Below are 21,468 nucleotides of genomic sequence, written 5' to 3'. Positions count from 1 at the left end.
AACTAATCATTCCAAAAAATATCTTCCTATTATTTCTACCTCCTTACAGCCCAGAGTTAAACCCTGCTGAAAAGATATGGCAACATATCAAAAGAAAGTTTACCAATAAACATTTCGAAAATTTAGAACAAATCAGCACATTCTTTGACCAAGCAATAAAGAACCTAAGCCCTCAAATGGTAATGTCTATATGCACATTCAAATATATGAATATAGATACATTTTGGTCTAATTAAAATATCATTATCGTATTACGCCTTCTATTTCCGGTTATGGTTCAGAAAAAGGATTAACCATCTGAGCCACAATTTGCTTTTTAGCAGCTAACGGCAGTTATCTTTGGTTACGCTTCTTTTGTGTAAATCTGTTTTAGGATAAAAATGGGTTAGCTGCTTTTGGGTTGGGGAGTGAGGATAATGACAAATTCGCCTTTTTCGGCTATTTTGTGTTGGTTTAAGGAGGTTAGTTCTTCAAGAGTACCTCTTAGCACTTGTTCAAATTTTTTGCTGATTTCACGGCAAATAGCTGCTGGACAGTCTTTTCCCAGTTCTTCTGACAAGTCTTGTAGTGTTTGGAAGATTCGGTGAACAGATTCGTAAAGCACAATCGTTCGGTGTTCGTGTTTTAGTTGTTCTATTCTTTTTTTTCGACCTTTTTTGGCTGGCAAGAATCCTTCATACACAAATCTGTCGCAGGGGAATCCGCTCATTACTAAGGCGGGAATGAGGGCAGTAGGGCCTGGCAAGCAAGTTATGGGGATATTTTTTAAAATAGCCTCTCTGATTATCAAAAAACCGGGATCTGATATTCCGGGAGTGCCGGCATCTGAGACTACAGCTAAGATGAGCTTTTTATCCAGAACATCTTGTAGGATTTGTGGGACTTTTTTATGTTCATTATGGCCATGAATTGAGATCATCGGGGTTTGGATGGCGTAATGCTTTAGCAGATGCTGGGTAACGCGGGTATCTTCAGCAGCGATTACATCCGCTTCTTGCAATATCCTTATTGCTCGGAAAGTAATATCCTCTAAGTTTCCTATGGGGGTAGGAACTATGTAGATACACGGACGCGTAATGTCTGTGTTACCAATAGCAGTTTTGGTCTCCATACCAACGGTTTTGAATACGTAATGTAGCTTCAATTACTTCGCGGGCGCAACCGGTTCCGGCTTTTGAGCGCAATAACCAGCGTACTATTTGCTGAATATCCCAAGCTGCATCTGCAGGGCAAGTAGATACGCCCACACGCTTTAAGACTTCAATATCCGGCATATCATCTCCGACGTACAGCACGTCGCCGTCATTAAGCCCTTTTTGGGAAATATATGATTCATAGACAGATAGCTTATTATGGCAGCTCATAAAAATGTCCTCTACGCCTAAGCCCGCCAAACGTTTATGTACTCCCGATGAAGTTCCACCAGAAATAATGGCAACTTGAAATCCTAATTTAATGGCTAATTGTATAGCGAAGCCGTCTTTTATATTCATCACTCGAACTGCTTCTTGCTCAAAAGCAAATACTTCTCCGGTGGTTAAAACACCATCAATATCAAAGATAAAAGCCCGAATAGGCTGTAATAGGCTTGATAAACATTCGCTAACAATAGAATCATATCGAATCTCTCCGATTTTTTCACCCGAAAAATAATATTTATCGGATTGAGATAATGATAGTTGAACAAAACCATCTTCGGGTGAGTAATAGGAAAAAATGGTTTTATCTGATGCCCAAAACTCAATCAGTAATTGACCTCTCTGAACTTGACCAGCAGGGATATAGCATTCTTTTACTTTCCAGCAAGTAATATTTTCCTGATAAGGTAGCCTTAATGCAATTGTGTACTGCATATTAATGGTTTACAAAAACCCACTTAGATAAATCTTTCCATGTTGGTTTTTTTCCGTACATCAAAATCCCAACGCGATAAATTCGGGCTGCTAACCAGATAGTTCCGAATACTCCGGCAATAAGAAGCAGTATAGATAACCCAATTTGCCAAAAAGGAACTTCTATACTTGCTAAACGCATCATCATTACTACAGGAGAAAATAGCGGTACTAATGAACCGATAGTCGCGATAACCCCATTCGGATACTGTAAGATATTAGGGATAAATAAAATCGGTAAAACTAAGGGAATAAAAATAATAGATACAAATTGCTGACTATCAGTTTCTTGGTCTATTGCCGAACCAATAGCTGCTAAAATTGACCCATACAGAAGATAGCCAAATAAAAAGTAAAAGAGAAAATAAAAAATAATGGAAATATTAAAATTTTGTAGTGAACGAATGATTTCGGCAGTTTGATTTATTTGTTCAGGAGACGCTTGCGCTGTCGATACAGATTGAGATGCTATTCCGGTTATTCCCATTATAAAAGCCCCCACTACAACGATTAATATCATTAAAATAAGCCAGATAGCAATTTGGGTAAGTCCTACCAAGGCTATTCCCATAATCTTTCCCATCATCAATTCTATTGGTCGGATACTGGAAACGATTATTTCTACGATGCGACTTTGTTTTTCTTCCATCACACCACGCATGACCATAGTTCCGTATATTACTAAGAATAAGTAAATTATCATACTCATAGCATAACCTATTCCGGCTGCGACTATTGAATTAATGGATTGTTCGCTTTTTGCAGAAATTTTTAATGTGTTTAAGTCAACTTTTGGGGTTAAAAAGCTAAGTTGTTCTGATGTAAGGTTAATCTGTGAAAGCCGGATTCCTTGAATGGCTTCTGTTATTTTACTGCGAATTTTTTGGTCTAATGATAAACTTAATGGTTTTGCGGCATACAAAGTAGCCGTAATTTGAGTTTTAGTAATATCTTCCGGTAATATCAGAAGATATTGATTTTCAGTTTGTTGTATCTCTTGTTGTATTTCTGGGATGGCATTATTTCGGCTTACAAACAAGATAGAACCATCTGAATGTAGGTTTTTAATAATTTGGTTTGTTGGGTCTTTTACCCAAACAGTAGCAATTTCAGAGTTATCCGTAAGAGTAGTAACTAAAATTGGCAAAAACACCAGCAGTGCAAAGCCTATCGGAGCTAAAAATGTAATGAGCAAAAAGACCTTGTTTTTAACTCTGATAAAATACTCTCGGCGTAAAACAAGGCCAATGTTTCGTAGCATATTTCTGAAAATCAGTTAGTTATTCTTTTCCAGATAACTGTTCGTCCGATAAGTGAAAAGCCAATATAGCCTCGTACTTCTAAGGTATTTTTGTCTGTTAAGGTCATTTTACAGCTATAATCTTTGCCATTTTCAGGGTCATAGATATTACCGTCTTCCCACACATTGTTTTTGTAATAGACAAAATTTCGCAGTAAGTTTAGCCCTATCAGTGGGTTATTGCGTTTTTTGGGGTCAGTGTTATTTTTATCAACTTTGGGTTTTCCATTTTCTTCGGGCTCTTTGAGCCAAGAAATTTTTCCAAAGTATTTATTATTTGATTTGTAGATATGGACTTTTGAGCGTCCATTGGTAGTTAGCCAATCACCAATAATCTGGTCTGCTTCTGCTTGAGCAAAGGCAAAAAAGCAGTTTAGCAAAGCAAAAAATGTTATTAAAAATAATAACTTATTTGTTTTCAGCATTTTATTACTTTTATTTAAGTTTACTCTTGTTCGTTTTTTTCTTTTAAAATAGCCAAGATAATATTTTTGAAGGCATCTCCTCTTGCATTATAGTCTTCAAAGAGGTCAAAACTTGCGCAGGCGGGGCTTAGCAGAATGGTATCTCCTTCGGCAGCAAATTTCATGGATTCTTGGATAGCATCTTCCATACTTAGCACATGAACAATCGGTTTAAGGGTTGCAAAGGCATCAAAAATCGCTGCTTTATTTTTGGCTAACACAACGATAGCTTTCACTTTTTTAGACACCAAATCAAGCAGTTGGCCATAATCATTACCTTTATCTACCCCGCCTACAATCCAGACAACGGGCTGTGTTATAGAGTCTAAGGCATACCAAACAGCATTAACCGTAGTTGCTTTAGAGTCGTTAATAAAGGTAACTTTATCAATTTCTGTAACAAGTTCTAACCGATGTGGCTCATTTTCAAAGGAATTAAAACTTTCTCTGATTTGGTCATTCCGAATGCCGCTTATATTCCCGACAATACCTGCTGCCAAAAGGTTTTGTTGGTTATGCTTTCCTTTATTAATTTTAACGTGTTTCGTAGAAATTTTATCTACAGAAAGTTTCTCGCTTTTTGGGTCAGTATCTTGTTTCATATTTTTGAACATTAAAAAATCGCCGTCTATCCAAGCAGTAGAATCGGGGGTGTAAGATAAGGAAAAACCGAAAGTTATGCACAATGGTTTGTTTTTTTTCACAATATCTACAAGTTTTTTACTATCAAGAGAATAAATCAGAAAATCCGCTGGTCCCATAGCCTGATATAGTCTTGCTTTGGCTTCTGCATACTTAGAAAAGTCGTAATTATACCTATCTAAATGGTTTTCGGTGATATTTGTTAAGACGGCAATTTTGGGTTGAAAGCTAAAACAATTATCCAATTGAAAGCTGCTTACTTCTACGACATACCATTGGTGTGGATCTTCGGCTATCATTTTTGCAAAGCTGAAACCTACATTTCCGCACAATCCTATATCAAAACCGGCTTGGCGCATTAAGTGGTAAACCAGCAGCGTAGTAGTAGTTTTGCCATTGCTTCCTGAAATAGCGATAATATTATCGCTATTTCTATGCCGGTAGGCAAATTCTATTTCCGAGATTACTTCAATTTGGTTGGAATAAAGTTTTTGGATAATGGGTGCTTTTTCCGGTATTCCAGGACTTTTGATTACGGTGATGCCGGATTTTAGCCAAGTTTCAGAATGTCCATTTTCTTCAAAGGCGATATTATAATGGAGGAGTTCATCTTTGAATTTCGGTTTTATTGTTTGAGAGTCTGATACAAAGACTTCAAAGTGTAGTTTTTTTGCAAGGACAGCAGCACCGATTCCACTTTCGGCTGCGCCCAACACAATGATTGACTGCATAAAAAACGCGCAAGATATACAGTTTTTGTAAACCTTGCGCGTTAATATTTTTAGAATTTAAAAGTTACTCTTTAGGTGCATCTGCAATTGTGTTGCGCATTTGGGTGTCGGCTTGTAGGTTTTTCAGCCGGTAATAGTCCATTACTCCCAAGGAACCTTTGCGGAGGGCTTCGGCCATAGCTAACGGTATTTGGGCTTCTGCTTCAATCACTTTGGCACGCATTTCTTGCGCTTTGGCAATTGATTCTTGTTCGGCTGCTACTGCCATAGCCCGGCGTTCTTCGGCTTTTGCGCGAGCTACTTGTAAATCTGCTTCGGATTGATCTATTTGTAGCTTTGCCCCAACGTTCTCTCCAATATCAATATCGGCAATATCTATGGACAATATACTAAATGCTGTTCCGCTATCTAAGCCTTTGGCTAACACTGTTTTAGATATTAAGTCGGGATTTTCCAATACTGTTTTATGGGAATCAGAGGAGCCGATTGTGGTTACGATACCTTCTCCAATTCTGGCTAAAATAGTTTCTTCACCAGCACCACCTACTAACTTGTGAATATCTGCTCGCACAGTTACTCGGCTGCTAACGACAAGCTGAATCCCGTCTTTTGACATTGCTGTAACTGGAGGAGAGTTGATAACTCTTGGATTAACGGAATCGTGTACTGCCTGATAAACATCGCGCCCTGCCAAATCAATAGCTGCTGCTAAGTTGAAATCTAAATCTATATGTGCTTTATCTGCTGAAATCAAGGCATTTACCACTGCATTTACATTGCCTTTTGCTAAATAGTGAGTTTCAATATCTGTAACACCAATCTTGATTCCGGCTTTTGTTGCTGTGATTAAGTTATTTACGATTATAGATGGCTGAACCTTACGTAACCGCATCCCCACCAACTGCATGATACTAACATCAACTCCGGAAGTAACGGCTGTAATATACAACCCTATCGGAACAAAATAAAAAAACAGTAAGATACCAATAAAGGCCGCAAAAACTGTTAGTGCTGTTAAAATTTCCATGATATTTAAAAAAACAAATCTAAGTGTTTTTAACACACAATACCTAATATTTATTTTAAAAATCGAAAATTAATTATTGTAAATTATCAATTGAACGTAATTGATGCCAATAACTGTTGATTTTTATCGCCAGTTCAGCTATTTCTATGGATTCTTCTGCGCAAATAATATGTGCTTGTTGGTAATAGAAAACTCTATTTGAAAGTAGATTTTGTAGGGATTTTAAGATACTTGGTTTTGTTTTTCCTTGAATAACGGGTCTTGAATGAGGATTTTGGGATAATATTCGGTGGGCAATGATGTGAATATTGGGATTTAGCCAAATACAAACTGAATTAGATGACATTAAAGAGTTATTTTCCTGAAAACAAGGTGTTCCGCCACCACAAGCAAGAACAAAGCGTTCATGGTCAGCAAATAACGATTGTAATTGTTGGGATTCTGTTTGGCGAAAATAGTTCTCTCCGAATAATTGAAAAAAACGAGCAATAGGAATCTGTTTTTCTTGAATAATCAGATTATCTAAATCAAAAGCGGGTAAGTTAAGAGCGTTAGCTAAGGTGGGTAATAGACTGGACTTTCCAGCACCCGGAAGCCCCCAAATACAAACCCTCACGAATTTTGCTTTTCTTGTTTGGGAAAAATTAACGAAAAAACTACCGATAACACTAAAACAGAAATAATAAATATAAAAGATAAAATTGTATCTATCTTAATATTAATAAGTTCTAATAACATTTTAGCTCCAATAAAAATCAAAATAAATGAAACGCCGCGGGAAAGAAGATAAAATTTATTCAGGACGGAGCTTAGTACAAAAAACATTGCCCGAAGGCCAAGTACGGCAAAAATATTGGAAGTATAAACTACAAATTCATTTTGAGAAATCGAAAAAACAGCCGGTATAGAATCAACAGCAAATATCAGGTCGGTAGTCTCTATCAAAATGATTACCATGAAAAGGGGGGTAAACAATAGTTTTCCCTTATCCCGTATCCAAAAAGAACTTCCGTGCTCTACGGTAGTAAAGGGTAAAAATTTCTTGGAAAACCGAAGTACCGGATTCGTATCTAAATTCACCTCTTCGTCTTCTTCGGATTTTCCAAAGAGCATCTTGGCACCGGTAAAAACCAAAAATGCCCCAAAGATGTACAGAATCCAATGAAATTCATGGATTAGTATGGCTCCTATAAAAATAAAGATACCCCGCATAATCAACGCACCCAAAATACCCCAAAATAAAACTTTGTGCTGATATTGATCTGAAACGTGGAAATATCTCATTATCAATATAATCACAAAAATATTATCTACAGATAACGCGTATTCTGTAACATAAGCTGATAAATATTCAACTGCTGCGGTAGGTTGGTCATCAAAATAATAAATTAAGGCTCCAAACGATAAGGAAACTGCCACTAAGGCCGCAGACTGTATTAAAGCTGCAGTAGTAGATACTCTATGAGGATTTTTGTTAAAAACCCCTAAATCTAGTACCAAAAACGTAACTACAATAATCCCGAAAACCGTATATAACCAACTTTCAGGCGAAATAGACTCAATAAATAAAAACGTACCATGCATAACTTAGGTACCAGAATACACTATGATTGACTTAGGCGGCAAAGGTAGAAAAATATACATTATGAATAGAAAGTTCGGCTGTATAGTTATTATTTTTTTGCAATAATTTTCAATATTTATATTTAATGCACGTAAACACTTGAATTTAAGTGTCTTTATGCTTTCAATACCTAAATATTTCTGAGTATGTAACGACAAATTAATTTTTAGTTTTAATAATCTATATTGTTTATTATCAATGATTCGTATGTATTAGAACTTATCTATAAGAATTAATATTATTCTATTTATTTGATTACTAAATGATTTTTTACAAGAGATATTTTATTGATAATCTCTACTTTTTAAGATAAAGAGAAATAGTAAAAGTTAATTTTTCATTGTATCTGAGAAGGGTAAAATCCGAGAAGTTAAAGAATTGGTAGCGGCTCGAGTTAATCTGTCATTAATAGCAATTCCGATACTTTCTTGCGGGAATTTTTCTGCCAAAATGACATCAATTCCGGATGCATCAAGTTCATAAAGAGCAGCATATAGCCGTTGGGCAGCTTGATACATATCTCCCGAAGGGGAAAGACACTTGATAGTAGCTCCCGGAACATCCAGATTGTAGTTTCGTTGAAACGACAAAATCCCAATTTTTTCCGGCACACAATCATTCAGCATAAGCCAGTCGATAGGATTTCCCAAAATTAGAGGGGTTTTAGGGGCATAGTGGGCAAGTGTCATGCCAGGTGCTGCTATGGGAATGTCAGATGCGGCCTGAGAATAGGTAGAAATTTTCCCTACAATAGCTTCTATTGCTTCCGGCAAAATACCGCCTTGCCTTAAAATAACCGGTGAATCGTTCATAAAAGAAACTATAGTTGATTCCAACCCAACGGCACAAGGCCCACCATCTAAAATATATGGAATTTTATTTCCTAACTGTTCATAAACGTGCATTGCCGTTGTGGGGCTAATGGAGCCGGATAAATTAGCACTTGGTGCCGCTAATGGGATACCGGAGTTCGTTAATAGCCGATTGGTTAAAATATGCGCAGGCATACGGACGGCAACCCCGGAAAGACCTGCCGTAACTATAGTTGGAATATGCTGGCTTTTGGGCAGCACTAAGGTCAAGGGGCCAGGCCAAAAAGCCTCTGCTAACAGCAACGCTAACGGAGGTAAATCTGAAACAATAAATGGTAACTGCTCCAAAGAGCCAATATGAACAATGAGCGGATTAAAATCCGGCCGATTTTTTACCTCAAAAATTTTCGCAACCGCATATTCATCAAAAGCATTTGCGGCTAACCCATATACTGTTTCCGTAGGAATCGCAACTAACTTACCTTCACGTAGATAAGTCTCTGCTATACGTAAGTTCTTTCCAATTCTACAACAACTATCTTCTTCTTCCTTTTCCATATATTATTAAGTTACAAAGATACATATTGACATAACACATTTTGTGCCCAATTGATAAATGTTGAAACATTTATCAATTTAGTGTTTATACTTTGTTAGGTTTAACAACTATTTGCTAATCCAAAGAGTTCAACAGATTTATAATTTTCTAATTTTAGGAGAAAAATAATTCTAAGATGCTGATTTACAGTTTGTATTAAAGAGTTATTGCATAAAACTCCATGCTGATTCATATCCGCCAACTGTTTCTGCATAGGTTACAAAATCTTGGTAAAATGAATCATTTCCGATAGTAGAGCTATCTCCGGCCACAATTAATGTCATTTTGGCACGGGTTATCGCTACATTAAAACGCCGTTTATCGGCTAAGAAACCAATATTTTTTTCTTGATTTGAACGCACTAAGCTGATTGCAATGATAGAACGCTCTTGACCCTGAAAACCATCAACTGTATCAATGGTAATTCTATGCTTAAATGCTATAATAGATTGAAAATCATTTATTAATGATTCTAAATAATAGGTTTGTTCTTTATAAGGAGAAATAATTCCAATGGTTAATGAATCAGCCTCTTGGGGTGAATTTGTTTTCAGTTGCTTTAAGAAAATATCTAAGAACCGGAGTAAGATTTGCGCTTCTTCGGGGTTGTAATAACTTTGGGATTCAGGATGTAGCATTTCTTCGAAGCCACAGCCGGCAGTATCTAAAAACAAAACAGGCTTTGTTACAAGTATATTTTCTGCTGGTACATTCCATTTTTTAGTGGCCACAGAGGCATCTGCAATTAGTTTGCTTTGATAAAATTTTTGGTTAGAAAACTCCATGATAGTTTCATGCATTCTATATTGCTGGTCTAAAAGGGCTACAATTTGCGGATATTTTGCCATCAATGTTTCTAATAAAGTTTTACTTAGAATAGGAGCGAGGGCAGGATTTTTTACAGTAGGCGGAAGCTGGCAAGGGTCTCCTGCTAAGATGATGCGTTTGGCTTTTAGTATTGGTATCCAGCAGGCTGGTTCTAAGGCTTGGCCGGCCTCGTCAATAACTGCAGTTTGGAAATATTGTTCTTTAAGCCATTCATTGGCGGCTCCGGTGCAGGTGCAGACTATTACTTGGCTTTGGGTTAGAATATCTTGCTCTATAAATTTTTCTAAGTTTTGGGCTTCTTTACGTAAATTTTTGGCATCCTGTTTTGCTTGTTTTTTTAGTTCAATATGTTCTTGTGTTATGGTTCTTATCCAGCGTTTAGCGGCGCGAATGGCTTCATTTGCTCGGCGACGTAGTTTTTTTATTTCCTGAAAATGAGTGTGTTGGGATATTTTAGCTTCTGCTGAAAGTTCACGTGCATGAGCAGAAATTCTACCCGGATGCCCGACCCTCAAAACACGTAAGCCCATTTTAGAAAGTTTGGTAGCTAATAAATCAGTAGCTAAGTTACTGGGAGCGCATACCAACACCCGCTTTTCTACCTGAACAAGTTCATAAACAAGCGCACAAACAGTTGTGGTCTTGCCCGTGCCCGGAGGTCCCTGAATAACACCTATATGCTTAGAACCTAACATCTTAGATACTGCATCAATTTGACTTTTATTTAAGTTATTCAGAATAAGTTTGTTGTGAATTTCATTAAATTCCGGCTCTGCCTCACCTAACAATACGCGACATAGTTCGGCGGTTTCTCGGCTATTTTTTGTTGATTGAACTTGGTTTAGTGCCTGCAGCATAACCTCATAAGTATGCTCATCATAAAACCAATCCATACCCAACTTAAATTCTTCAATCCATTCCGGAATTTCGGAACAAGAAAGCATAATTTTAGCTTGATTTTTAGTAAAGCTGGTTAGAACACCGCTTATTCTGGGGTATTTTTTACCGTCATTTCCAAATATCGAAACAGAGCATCCTTCTTGAAAAAAACCTCGTTTAAAGGTTTCAGGTAAATTCATAGTAGTCAGTAATTTATCTCCAGTTTCTAATTCAAAACTTTCATATTGAACCGGATAAATTGTGGTACCTTTTGATATTCGATGCTCTAAGGAAAGGTTCTTAAAATTTGATTCAAACAACGTTCGCTCATAAAGCCGTTCTGCTTCAACAGCCTCTTGTAGTTTTTCTATGCGTGTGCTCACATCGCAAATTTAGAATGATACAGATTCATTTAACCACAGAAAATACGGTAATTAATCTAATCAAATTGATTATTTATTATAAAACTATTAATTTATATTGATTTTAAAAATAAATATAAAAAATTTATTATGAACAACTTATTTTAATGACATAACTTATTTTGTTAAAATAAGTTAAATTATCAAAAAAACAACTCTGTAAGATTAGCCTTTTCATTAGGTTTGATGACTAATAAAACAATACCTTTGTTGAAGGATTAAGTAGCTGTATATTAGTTTTAGATGAAAACTCAAATATTGATAGTAGAAGATGAGCTCATCGTTGCCAAAGATTTACAATTACGTTTAGAACTATTGGAGTATGAAGTGATTGGGATGGCTGTGAATAAGCAAGAGGCGTTAGATCTGCTTCGGCATCATAGTCCACAATTGGCATTGATGGATGTTATGCTTAAAGACGGAGACGATGGGATAGCCTTAGCCAATATTTTCCGTAAAGAATACAATATTCCGGTGATTTTTTTAACGGCATATTCGGATAATGCTACCTTACAGCGAGCTAAACTGATAGAGCCATTTGGCTATCTTGTAAAACCCTTTGAAGAGCGTGAAATTCATGCAGTTATAGAGATGACTTTGTATAAGCATGAAATGGAGCTAAAACTGATGCGAAGCGAACAATGGCTTAGTTCTATGATGCAGAGTTTAGGCGATGCCGCTATTGCCGTTGATAATCAAGGGAATATAAACTTTTTTAATATTCGGGCAGAAATGCTTTTTGGAATATCATCTACCCAAGCTATGGGCGCAGACCCAGCCATATTATTCTCCATTATTTCTGAAGAAACCCGCCAACCTATCCGAAACCCGCTGATACAATCTTTGATATTAAATTGTAAAGTAGAGAGTTACAAAGATTTTAGAATCCGGCTGCCAAACAAAACGGAGCCTCCCATAGAATTTGTAGCCTCTCCTATCATTGACGAAAAAAACAACTGTATCGGTAGTGTGCTGATTTTAAAAGACATCACAGCTAAACGAATAGAGCAGTCTGAAAAACAACGCCAACGAGAAGAAGCCGAACGTAATCTGATGAGCACTATCGTAGAAACCCAAGAAAACGAACGCCGTAGAATAGCCGAAGACTTACATGACGGACTTGGGCAAATCTTATATGCCGCTAAACTAAACCTAAATACAATCGAAAATACCGAAATAGCGGAACAAAAACAATATAATTTCGAAATAGCTAAAACCCTGATAGACCAAGCCATCGAAGAAGCTCGTAATATTTCCCATAACTTAATGCCCGGTGCTCTGTATGATTTTGGGCTAATCTCAACCTTAGAATCTTATTTTGAACGACTTGAAGCAAGCAAAAAACTAAGTATTCATTTTCATACCAATATTGATAGCCGCTTGCCACTCAAAGTAGAGTTTACTTTTTATCGTATTATTCAGGAAATCTTTGTCAATATCATCAAACATTCTGACGCAACCGAAGTAAATATTCAACTTTTACTAAGAGAAAATGATAATTTAGTATTATTGGTTGAAGACAACGGTAAGGGATTTGATACCTCAGATGTGAAAAATAAAGGATTTGGGCTGAAAAATATCGAATCCCGAATCAAAACCCTAAATGGACAGTTTAATATAGATTCTGCCGCTAACCATGGAACTACGGTAATTGTTGAAACACATATTGACAAATTCTAAATAATTGTGAATTGGAAACATCGTTTACTTAATGATACACTAAGCGTTCGTTATTATCTCCTAACTTGTTTAGGGATATTTTCCACAGCTGGTAGTTTCTTGTTTAAGTATGGTTATGTTGAGAGTTTTCAGATACTAAATGCTTTTGGAAACCCTAAGTGGGATTGGTTTTACTTAACAGTTACTTATTTGGGTGATTCCCTATTTGTTTGCTCTGTTATTTCAATCATATTAGCGTATAAAAAACCGGATGATGTTCTAACTTGCTGGATTGTTGTTCATCTTGCCGGTATTATTATCCAAATATTGAAACAATTTATTTTTGTAGAATGGGGGCGTCCCGGATTTGTACTTGGGTTAGAAAATATTTATACAGCAGGTAGCCCTGAAATTTATCGTTCTTTTCCTTCCGGCCATGCTTGCACCACATTTTCAGTTTCCCTTTGGGTTGCCTATATGTTGGAAAAAAAACTTTTCTTAATCGGAATTGCAGCATCTATTATAGCCAGCATTGTCGCTTACAGCAGAATATACTTAGGCGTTCATTTTTTGGGTGATGTTTTTGCCGGAGGCTTAATTGGACTGTGTTTTGGCACAATAGCATTTCCTCTTGCGGGAAATTTTATTAAAAATAAAATCAACAAAGTTTCACCAAGAGAAAAAATGGTATCTCATTTATTGTTTTACTTAGGTATTTTAGGGTTTATTGCTTCAGTAGTAAAGTTTTTGATAGAAAATAAGCTTTTTTTTTCATAACTAAAACCAATTTGAAGCCAAATTAGCGGTAAAAGCATTACATAATAGGAGGCTTCTGCCCCAAAAAAGGCAAAGGCAGCCCACATAAAAACACAAAACAAAAATAATGGCTGTAGAAATTGCTTTCTTAAAATCTGAATACTTCTGCTAAGCCACCAAATAATCCAAGGCAGGTTTAGTAATAGCAATAACGTTCTCTTCATGGGAAAGCTGTCATTGGGAAACCAAAACAAAAAAGCACCTCGCACAATCCGTTCTAATAACTTGGCGGGATTTTGGAGCATATCATCAGTGGCCAATTTCCACAGTTCGTTATCTTGCTGAGGAGTATCCGTTCCAAAGTACGTAATATTCAGCTTTTTACCATATTTTTTTTGATAAACCGTGAATATAATGTCGGTAGTACCAAAAATAGATTCTTCTCCCTTCCAATATTGAGCACCGGCACCGCTTGCTATTGGGATAAATTGATGAAATTGCTGATAATTTCTAAGTGTCCATGGAAAAATTCCCGCAAAAAATACTGTACAGAATATCAATAACGAGATAATTCTTTTCTTCAATGGTGAATCTAAACTCCAAATTCCCCACAAGGAAACAGGAAACAACAGCACCAACGTTGCGTGCGTAAGTGCGGCAATTATTGCCAAAACCACTACAATAAGCACCCAAAAAATGTCTTTTTTTTGGAACATCCAATAAACTGCAACTGCCCAACAAGTAATAACAGCAACGCCTATTGGCAAAAAAGTAGCGGCACGAACACTTGCCAGCAATGGCGGAAACAATAAATAAGAAATCAGAATAAATCTGCGAACAAAAACAGCTGAAATACGAACAGAAATAGTTAAGAAGAATAGGAGAGAAGCTACTGTGAATAAAGCTATTGTAAAGCTAAACCAGCCCCAATACCAATATGTAGGATACGGTGCAGCCACAAATTTCATTATCCAAGCGGTTACGGGCGGGCGCGTATGAACCGGAAAACTATCCTTAAAATAAGCATATTTACCCGTTTCTAACCACGTTTTTGCCAATTGAATATAGCCGTCAGTTCCCGCAGATTCAAAATCAAAACTATCTAATACAACAATTCCACGCCCGTCTTCAAAGACAAATCCTAAACAAACAATCAACCTTAATAGCCCGAAAAGGCTTAGCCAGAAGCCGAGTTTCTCGATTAACCGAAAAGTATCTGAACCTATAAATTGCTCAAACTTAATCAAATATCGAAAAATATTGATCCTGTGAATCCATTTTTTCAACTTTCAATAATAAGACCGGAACAAAAAAGAACAACGCTCCCAATTTATCTACTTCAACTAAATCATTGAGAAAGAGATGAAAAATCATAGCCCCAAATGACAATGTAGCTGCTACTACCAAAGATTTAGAACTCTCGTATTTTAAATTATGGTATAAATTTTCTCCCCGTATTAAAATAAAAGCAACAAACAAAGTAAATAGAATCAGCCCGGGTATTCCTTGTTCAGAGGCTACCAACAAGAAGTAGTTATGCGTAGAAGAGCGTTCTACATTATCACTTACGTATGTTCTAAATCGGCTTTCTGCAAAAGGTTTATATTGGAATGTAAAAGAGTTAGGCCCAAAGCCTGTTATTGGGTGCTCTGCAATCATATTTTTGGCCGCTACCCAGCGATATAATCGTTCAACGCCGCTTACATCTTTCATTTGGTAGGTAGCAGTTAAGTGTTTTGAAAAGTCATTTTTGTTAAAAACGGTCTTTTCATAAACCGGAGCAAATTGAAGGTAGTTTTGGTTGTGCAATAAATATGAAACAAATATTGTGGTAATCGCTAATGACAATAGCAAAACCAGCTTTGTTAATCTGAATTTTATGATCAGAAATAGAACGGGTAATAATATTATAGCTATCCAAGAAGCTCTGGTATAGCTTATAATAATTGCTACAATCCAGAATAAAATACTGAAATTCAATAATTTACGTAGATTGCTATCTTTGGGATACCATTTTCTGGCGGATAATAAGTAGGGGAAAAATAAGGCCATAATGCAAGCATAGGTTACGTGATTGCTATAGTATGGATGCATTGGGTCATGATGTGCAGCGGCAAAAGTAAAGCCCATTAGCCCGTGTCTGATAATTGTAACAACAGCTAAGATGAGTAAAATCCAATAAAGTACCCAAAACCATCGTCTAAAATCTCCTGGCTCACGTATAACCAATAAACTAAATCCTATAATAGACCCAAAATACCAAACCTTGGATAAGGTATATTTTAATGAAATTAATGGCTCCGTTGAAAAAATACTCGAAATAACAATCCATATAAACATTAAGAATAACATTAGATAGGTTTTATTTATGGGTATTTTTGCAAAATAAGAAAAATCTAATCCTAAGCGAAGCAGAAAAATAAAAAACAAAACCAACATTAATGGTTCCGAAAATAAATCTAAGTTCATTCCGGAAGGCAAATCGTATGGTATCGAGCCAGGGAGGCTAAACCAAAATAAATAAAATAGAACTTTATAGTTAATTACTGCTACAAAAGATAGCCCAATCAATAATGGAATAGCTAACAAAACATAACGTTCTAATACAAAGCTCAGTACAACAACAGGAATGGTGATTAATGCTGTACCGGCTATTAAAAGAAACTGTTGTTTGGCAGAGAAAAAATCACTGTTTAATTTCATTCCGTAAGCTTTTGTAATGCTCTAAGAATAAGATTATCACCATCGTTAATAAGGTAGAAAGAAGAACCATGATTATAGCTACTGCCATACGTTTTGGGCGGATATGCTTATCGGCAGGATAAGGCTTTTCCATAATGTAGATGGTGTTTGTGCTGTTTTGCATGGTTAAAATAGCACGGTCATAGCGGTTTTTTAAGTCCTCCACTTCGTGGTGAGTTCTCCCTATAAGGGATTCTAAACTAAGTACTTTATCAACACCTTCCCGAAATTTAGATAAGTTAATTTGATTGTTTGAGTTTGGCTTAGTCAGATTATCTACAATGGTTCTCTTTGCATGATAGTCCATTAGTGCTTGCTTCGTTTCTGGGCTTTGTTCTCCTTTTTCTTTTAGCAAAAATTCGTATTGAACTTTAGCTGCACTTAGTTGTGCCTCTAATTCGGTAATTCGGTATATCAAGGCTTCCGTTTGGCGTTCATAATGAAAAACATTGTATTGGTTACGCACTAAACGTAAACTATCATATAAATGAGTTTCTTCTATTTGCTTTGCCTGTAAGCCAACTTTGTACAGATTTGTTACATTTTCAAGCTGAACAAGAGCTATTGAGTCGTATTCCTGTTCAATCCCTAAGATTAATTGATTACAAATATCAGCAGCTATTTTGGGGTCTTTGTCTTCTACGATAATTTTTACCCCCACAGCGTCAGTGCGAGAAATCTCAATATTATTACGAAACTCTTCTAAGATGTCAAATTTAAAATTGGCTGTTTTGGTAGAATCTATTTCGTAGTGGTCAAATAGCTTTAATTTGTAGATAACACGAAAGGCAATTGCATCTGATTCACCTATTTCAATCATTCGATTTACATCGTCTCCACTGCCAAAAATATCAAATTCATTTTTTCCTAAGACATAATTTAGGTCTCCCCGATTTTTATTGATGGGGTATAATATTGCCTGCGAGCTATATGTTCTTTCCCAAATAGCTGGTAATGTGATGATAACAGCCAATAAAAAAGAAATAATCCCAACGATGGCTATAATTTTCCACCAACGCAGTATTAGCTGGATTAGATCTAATAAATTATAGTTGGTTTGTGTAGGTTGCATTTACTTTCAGCCCGCAAAAATATTAATTCTTGCGCTTGTTCAACCTTTTTGTGAAAAACAAAACTAAATAGTTAATAGTCCTTCGTTGGACATATTTAATACTTTTTTGACTTCTCCGACAAGTTCATCTTTTTCCCACGGTTTTGAGATAAACTTATACATATTAGCTTCTTTTTTGGCTCTTTCTACGGAGTCTTGGTCAGCCTGACCGGATAGCATAATTAAGGCTACATCAGGAAACCGTTTGTGTACTCGAATCATAAACTCATCTCCGCGAACTCTTGGCATTAGCCAATCGCAGATTATTAAATCAACAGAAAGTCCGTCGGCATATACTTCATCAATGTATTCCCAAGCTTCTTCTGCATTATCAAAGCCTTCATATTTAAAATTTTGGCCAAAAGCATTTCTGAGTTGGCTAATCAAGCTGGTTATCACGATTTTCTCATCATCTACACACATAATGGTCTTTTTAGCCATAATTCCATTTAACTTTATTTGGCGCAAAGATAATATTTTTATTTTACTCAATTAGTATTGTTTTTATTAAATTTTAATAAGTGTTTATTGGTATGCGAAATATAATAGTGTAGAAATTGAATGGTTATTTTGATATGATTTATGAGTTTATAAATATAAATCCTGCATATCAGTGAGTTAGATATAGACAGGATGGTAATTATTTACAAAACACTTATTATCGAAGAGATAAGTCACAACTAAATTTTTATGTACTTTTGGAGCGCGATATTTCGTTCCGATAAAGTATTTATTAAACTTACCTAACCACGAAATTATCAATAAGATAGTATAATTCTACCTAACTAATTGCAATGTTCTTTTCAATAGTAGTTCCTACCTATAATCGCGCTCATCTAATAACCAAAACGCTTCAATCGCTTTTAGACCAAACATATCCTGACTTTGAAATTATTGTAGTAGATGACGGTAGCACGGATAACACAGAGGAGGTTGTCAAGAAAATAAACGCTGATAAAATTAAGTATTATAAGATAGCCAATAGTGAACGTGCTGCTGCCAGAAACTATGGAGCAACTAAGGCAACCGGAGATTATGTCAATTTTTTTGATTCAGACGATATTGCCCTAAGTAATCACTTAGCAGAGGCACAAAAAGCGGTTGAAAAATATAACTTTCCCGAAGTTTTTCACCTAAGTTATGCCGTTAAAAACGTAAAAACAGGCGTTGAAAAAAACAGCATATTCAAATATGAAACTTGCAATGCTGTTCTTTGGCAAGGAAACTATTTATCCTGTAACGGTATCTTCTTGAAAAGAGAGGTAACATTACAAAACCCATTTAATGAATACAGAAAACTATCAGCTTCTGAAGACTGGGAAATGTCGCTAAGAATAGCCGCACGATTCCCTTTTTATATGATACCCACAGTTACTTCTGTTATCATTGACCACGATGAAAGAAGTGTGATGACATTTAATGAGTCAAAAATGCTGGCAAGAAAAAACGCATTGATAAATAGCTTAGCAGCAGATAAAGTTTTTTTTGCCAAGAACAAAGATAAACTACCTAAAATTGATGCTCACATGTGCTCTTACATATCTCTACACGCAGCAATTACCGGGCACAAAAAAAAAGCAGTTACTTATCTATGGAAAGCCATCCAACTGAATATCGGAGAACTTTTTACCCGAAGAACTTTAGGTATTATTAAACACCTGATTTTAAGCTAAAAGCTATTCATTTTCGGGATATTCCTTCTTTTGCTTGTGTGAAAAAGACATCGTTACGTGAATTTTCTTTCTCCGCACATGAACCATTGTTTTGTTCAGATTATCTAAGGTTTCTTGAACCGTTTTGGTAAACGTGGTATCGTAGAGTAATGTATGCGCAAGTGTTTGTCTTTGCTGTAAGGTATCTAAAATAGACTTTGCATTAAGTAATAGATTCTCAGCCTGATAAATCAACTTATCTGTATTTTTCAGAACCGTATCCATATTGTTTAGCGTTGATGTGCCGGCTTGCATAAGTGGTTCTAAGGCGTTGATTTTAGCGTCTGCTACCTGTAAAGTAGAATCAATATGCACAATCAAGCTGGTGATTTTGGAAATTAAGCTAAACTGATTCGTTTTGTTCAGCAAATTATTGATCCCCGTTATGCTATTTGACAAATTCAAAAGGAGTTCTTTGGGCTGCTGTTCCGGAATATTATTTACAATTTGGGTGATTTTATCCAAACTATTCCATAATTGTTGTGTCCTTTCTGGGGTTAGTTCTGTCAATAGATTACCCATTTTGGCAATTCCGGTGGTTATATCAAAAGTTTGTTTTCCTTTTAAAATAGATTTATTATCAAGTAGTTGTGTTTTTTTTCCGGGAAATAATGCGACTTGTTTTCCGCCCAAAATTTCTTTTATCTGGATTTCGGCGGAGGCATCTGCATACAATTCAACGGTTGGTTCAATGCCGAGCAAAACTACAACTCCATTTTTTTGCTGTTCAAACCCTTGAACAGAGCCTATTTCAAAGCCGAAAAGCACTACTGGATCGGCTCGTTTCAGCCCGTTTACATTATCAAAATAAACCCTAACTATCTGATAGTTAGTAGAAAATGGCCATGTTCGTAATAGCCATGCTATGGTTAGATATAATCCTAATAAAGCTGGAATAATAAAGAAAACAAGCAGAATCCGCTTTTTCACCAGATTTTATTAGCGCATGGATAGGGCATTTTTGAGATAATCTATAACACGCACCGGAGTTGGCTCAACGGCATTAAGCTCTGCTAAATACAGCGAAACCCAATCCGCTAAATGTAGCAGATACATCAACTGAGCAATTTTGCTCGTTCCTTTTGCCCAAACTTCTGTCAATTTACCGCTTTTAGGCTCAATAATTTCTTTATTTATGTCAAAACGAAGATTTACACGCGGATGATCATAGCTCCAACGTAAGAAAATCACCATTGTTTTAGGTAACAAAAAGTCCGGTTTTTCCCAGCCAACTAATTCATTGTGATTCATTTCCGGCAAATAGTGATTCCAGCATAATTGTTTCGCATTTTCATTGATTTGCTGACGAAAGCGAATAGAGATAGAATCTGATGCGTCTGAACTATATAAAACAACTGCTTTTTCAAAACAATCTGCTGCAAGTTCGCGGGCAAAGGCATGGTCTGAAAAATCATTTAATAGCTGAATAGATTCCTGAATCTCCGGTAAAAATTCACCAATTAAGTTAAAGTGTTTTAAAACAAATAGTTGTTGGACAAAGGAGAATCCGGCTGCGGTACGTGGCGGATAGCCTGTTGGCAGCATGATAAGGTCATAACCATTTTGCTGGGCAAACTTAGCTAACTCTCCGCCGGATGTGATGCAAACTATCATTGCACCTCTTTGGTGGCAGGCTAAAACGGCTTGTAAAGTCTCTTCGGTATTTCCTGAATAGGAGCTGACAATAACTAAGGTGTTGGTAGATACATACGGAGGAGCATCATAATTGCGATGTATTTGAAAGGGTACTTTTATCTGTACCGCATTTTTGGTGATTTCCCCGCCGAAAGCAGAGCCGCCTAAGCCTAATAACGCAATATTATGAATAGCATTACGAGGTTGTGATAACTTTGCTGCTGTCCCTATCTCAACGGCGCGCTGTAACTGCCCGCTAAATCCAGCTATCAAGTCTTTCATTTCCATTGTGCAAAATTACGCATTTAGCGCATTATTCTATATCATTTAAAAAAATCTACTCTAAATAATTGATTATGAGCAATAACAAATTTATTATTCATCTTTTGTGTGATTCAATATATGTTGTAATATTGCGGGGCAATTGGTTTTGATAGTTGAGCGAATTATTAAATAATAGGGAATGAGGTAAAAATCCTCAACATTACCCGATGCTGTGTTCTCCAAAACGTATTTTTCGAGTGCGCCAATTTTGCAAGTGCGTCGCCGCAGTATTTGTAAAGTGAAGGCCAAAAATACGGGAGTCAGTCAGAAGACCTGCCAATAGCAAAAAACCCACGCTTACGGAGTATAA

At 36.3% G+C, this 21,468-nt stretch carries 19 protein-coding genes, 1 pseudogene and 1 riboswitch; of the genes and pseudogenes, 4 read left to right on the top strand and 16 right to left on the bottom strand.

Annotated features, from left to right (window positions below; all coding sequences use genetic code 11):
* Positions 1 to 92, top strand: a pseudogene (locus LC115_00635) (transposase).
* 293 nt (positions 93 to 385) lie between these two features.
* Here the strand turns inward: LC115_00635 and rsmI are convergent.
* The 10 genes from rsmI to LC115_00585 all read right to left on the bottom strand — a co-directional run bounded on the left by rsmI (position 386) and on the right by LC115_00585 (position 11,180).
* Positions 386 to 1,111, bottom strand: a complete 726-nt coding sequence (gene rsmI, locus LC115_00630) for a 16S rRNA (cytidine(1402)-2'-O)-methyltransferase (protein ID MCZ2355186.1) — start codon at positions 1,109 to 1,111, stop codon at positions 386 to 388.
* Positions 1,086 to 1,853, bottom strand: coding sequence for an HAD hydrolase family protein (locus LC115_00625; protein ID MCZ2355185.1), 768 nt, complete (start codon positions 1,851 to 1,853; stop codon positions 1,086 to 1,088). The genes rsmI and LC115_00625 overlap by 26 nt, the downstream gene beginning before the upstream one ends.
* Position 1,854: 1 nt before the next feature.
* The gene (locus LC115_00620) at positions 1,855 to 3,153 is read right to left on the bottom strand and encodes an ABC transporter permease (protein ID MCZ2355184.1); all 1,299 of its coding nucleotides are present in this window, start codon (positions 3,151 to 3,153) and stop codon (positions 1,855 to 1,857) included.
* 11 nt (positions 3,154 to 3,164) lie between these two features.
* The gene (locus tag LC115_00615; protein ID MCZ2355183.1) at positions 3,165 to 3,614 is read right to left on the bottom strand and encodes a DUF2147 domain-containing protein; all 450 of its coding nucleotides are present in this window, start codon (positions 3,612 to 3,614) and stop codon (positions 3,165 to 3,167) included.
* Positions 3,615 to 3,637: 23 nt separating this feature from the next.
* Positions 3,638 to 5,029, bottom strand: a complete 1,392-nt coding sequence (gene murD, locus LC115_00610) for a UDP-N-acetylmuramoyl-L-alanine--D-glutamate ligase (GenBank protein ID MCZ2355182.1) — start codon at positions 5,027 to 5,029, stop codon at positions 3,638 to 3,640.
* A gap of 64 nt (positions 5,030 to 5,093) precedes the next feature.
* On the bottom strand, positions 5,094 to 6,056 hold the full coding sequence (gene floA, locus LC115_00605; protein ID MCZ2355181.1) for a flotillin-like protein FloA: 963 nt from the start codon (positions 6,054 to 6,056) through the stop codon (positions 5,094 to 5,096).
* 73 nt (positions 6,057 to 6,129) lie between these two features.
* Complete coding sequence (locus LC115_00600; protein ID MCZ2355180.1) at positions 6,130 to 6,672, bottom strand: shikimate kinase; 543 nt, start codon at positions 6,670 to 6,672, stop codon at positions 6,130 to 6,132.
* Positions 6,669 to 7,640, bottom strand: coding sequence for a TerC family protein (locus LC115_00595; protein MCZ2355179.1), 972 nt, complete (start codon positions 7,638 to 7,640; stop codon positions 6,669 to 6,671). Before LC115_00595 ends, LC115_00600 begins: the two co-directional genes overlap by 4 nt.
* Positions 7,641 to 8,009: 369 nt before the next feature.
* Positions 8,010 to 9,050 (bottom strand): threonylcarbamoyl-AMP synthase, encoded by a 1,041-nt coding sequence (locus tag LC115_00590; protein ID MCZ2355178.1) that lies wholly within the window; start codon positions 9,048 to 9,050, stop codon positions 8,010 to 8,012.
* A 204-nt stretch (positions 9,051 to 9,254) separates the two neighbouring features.
* On the bottom strand, positions 9,255 to 11,180 hold the full coding sequence (locus tag LC115_00585) for an AAA family ATPase (protein ID MCZ2355177.1): 1,926 nt from the start codon (positions 11,178 to 11,180) through the stop codon (positions 9,255 to 9,257).
* A 282-nt stretch (positions 11,181 to 11,462) separates the two neighbouring features.
* Here LC115_00585 and LC115_00580 point away from each other — a divergent pair, with 282 nt between their 5' ends.
* Positions 11,463 to 12,899 carry a response regulator gene (locus LC115_00580; protein ID MCZ2355176.1) on the top strand — a complete coding sequence of 479 codons (1,437 nt, stop codon included), beginning with the start codon at positions 11,463 to 11,465 and terminating at the stop codon, positions 12,897 to 12,899.
* A 6-nt stretch (positions 12,900 to 12,905) separates the two neighbouring features.
* On the top strand, positions 12,906 to 13,655 hold the full coding sequence (locus LC115_00575) for a phosphatase PAP2 family protein (GenBank protein MCZ2355175.1): 750 nt from the start codon (positions 12,906 to 12,908) through the stop codon (positions 13,653 to 13,655).
* Here LC115_00575 and LC115_00570 read toward each other — a convergent pair.
* The 4 genes from LC115_00570 to LC115_00555 form a co-directional block, all read right to left on the bottom strand.
* Positions 13,583 to 14,881 carry a hypothetical protein gene (locus LC115_00570; protein MCZ2355174.1) on the bottom strand — a complete coding sequence of 433 codons (1,299 nt, stop codon included), beginning with the start codon at positions 14,879 to 14,881 and terminating at the stop codon, positions 13,583 to 13,585. The genes LC115_00575 and LC115_00570 overlap by 73 nt on opposite strands.
* Positions 14,874 to 16,337 (bottom strand): O-antigen ligase family protein, encoded by a 1,464-nt coding sequence (locus tag LC115_00565; protein ID MCZ2355173.1) that lies wholly within the window; start codon positions 16,335 to 16,337, stop codon positions 14,874 to 14,876. Before LC115_00565 ends, LC115_00570 begins: the two co-directional genes overlap by 8 nt.
* Positions 16,321 to 17,448: a hypothetical protein gene (locus LC115_00560; GenBank protein MCZ2355172.1), complete on the bottom strand. Its 1,128-nt coding sequence runs from the start codon at positions 17,446 to 17,448 to the stop codon at positions 16,321 to 16,323. The genes LC115_00565 and LC115_00560 overlap by 17 nt, the downstream gene beginning before the upstream one ends.
* A gap of 63 nt (positions 17,449 to 17,511) precedes the next feature.
* A complete protein-coding gene (locus LC115_00555) occupies positions 17,512 to 17,979 on the bottom strand; it encodes a response regulator (GenBank protein MCZ2355171.1) in 468 nt (155 codons plus the stop codon).
* Between the two features lie 302 nt (positions 17,980 to 18,281).
* On the opposite strand from LC115_00555, the gene LC115_00550 reads away from it, so the two are divergent.
* The gene (locus tag LC115_00550; GenBank protein ID MCZ2355170.1) at positions 18,282 to 19,160 is read left to right on the top strand and encodes a glycosyltransferase family 2 protein; all 879 of its coding nucleotides are present in this window, start codon (positions 18,282 to 18,284) and stop codon (positions 19,158 to 19,160) included.
* A gap of 3 nt (positions 19,161 to 19,163) precedes the next feature.
* Here the strand turns inward: LC115_00550 and LC115_00545 are convergent, their stop codons facing one another.
* Both LC115_00545 and LC115_00540 read right to left on the bottom strand, forming a co-directional pair.
* Positions 19,164 to 20,129, bottom strand: coding sequence for an MlaD family protein (locus LC115_00545; GenBank protein ID MCZ2355169.1), 966 nt, complete (start codon positions 20,127 to 20,129; stop codon positions 19,164 to 19,166).
* A gap of 9 nt (positions 20,130 to 20,138) precedes the next feature.
* A complete protein-coding gene (locus LC115_00540) occupies positions 20,139 to 21,122 on the bottom strand; it encodes a bifunctional phosphoglucose/phosphomannose isomerase (GenBank protein ID MCZ2355168.1) in 984 nt (327 codons plus the stop codon).
* 120 nt (positions 21,123 to 21,242) lie between these two features.
* Positions 21,243 to 21,454, top strand: a riboswitch (cobalamin riboswitch).
* Positions 21,455 to 21,468 lie beyond the last annotated feature (14 nt).

Source organism: Bacteroidia bacterium (genome assembly GCA_026932145.1).
In the GTDB taxonomy this organism is placed as follows: Bacteria; Bacteroidota; Bacteroidia; order J057; family JAIXKT01; genus JAIXKT01.
The sequence above is the reverse complement of the archived record's forward strand: the minus strand, read 5'-3'. Positions and strand labels throughout refer to the sequence as shown.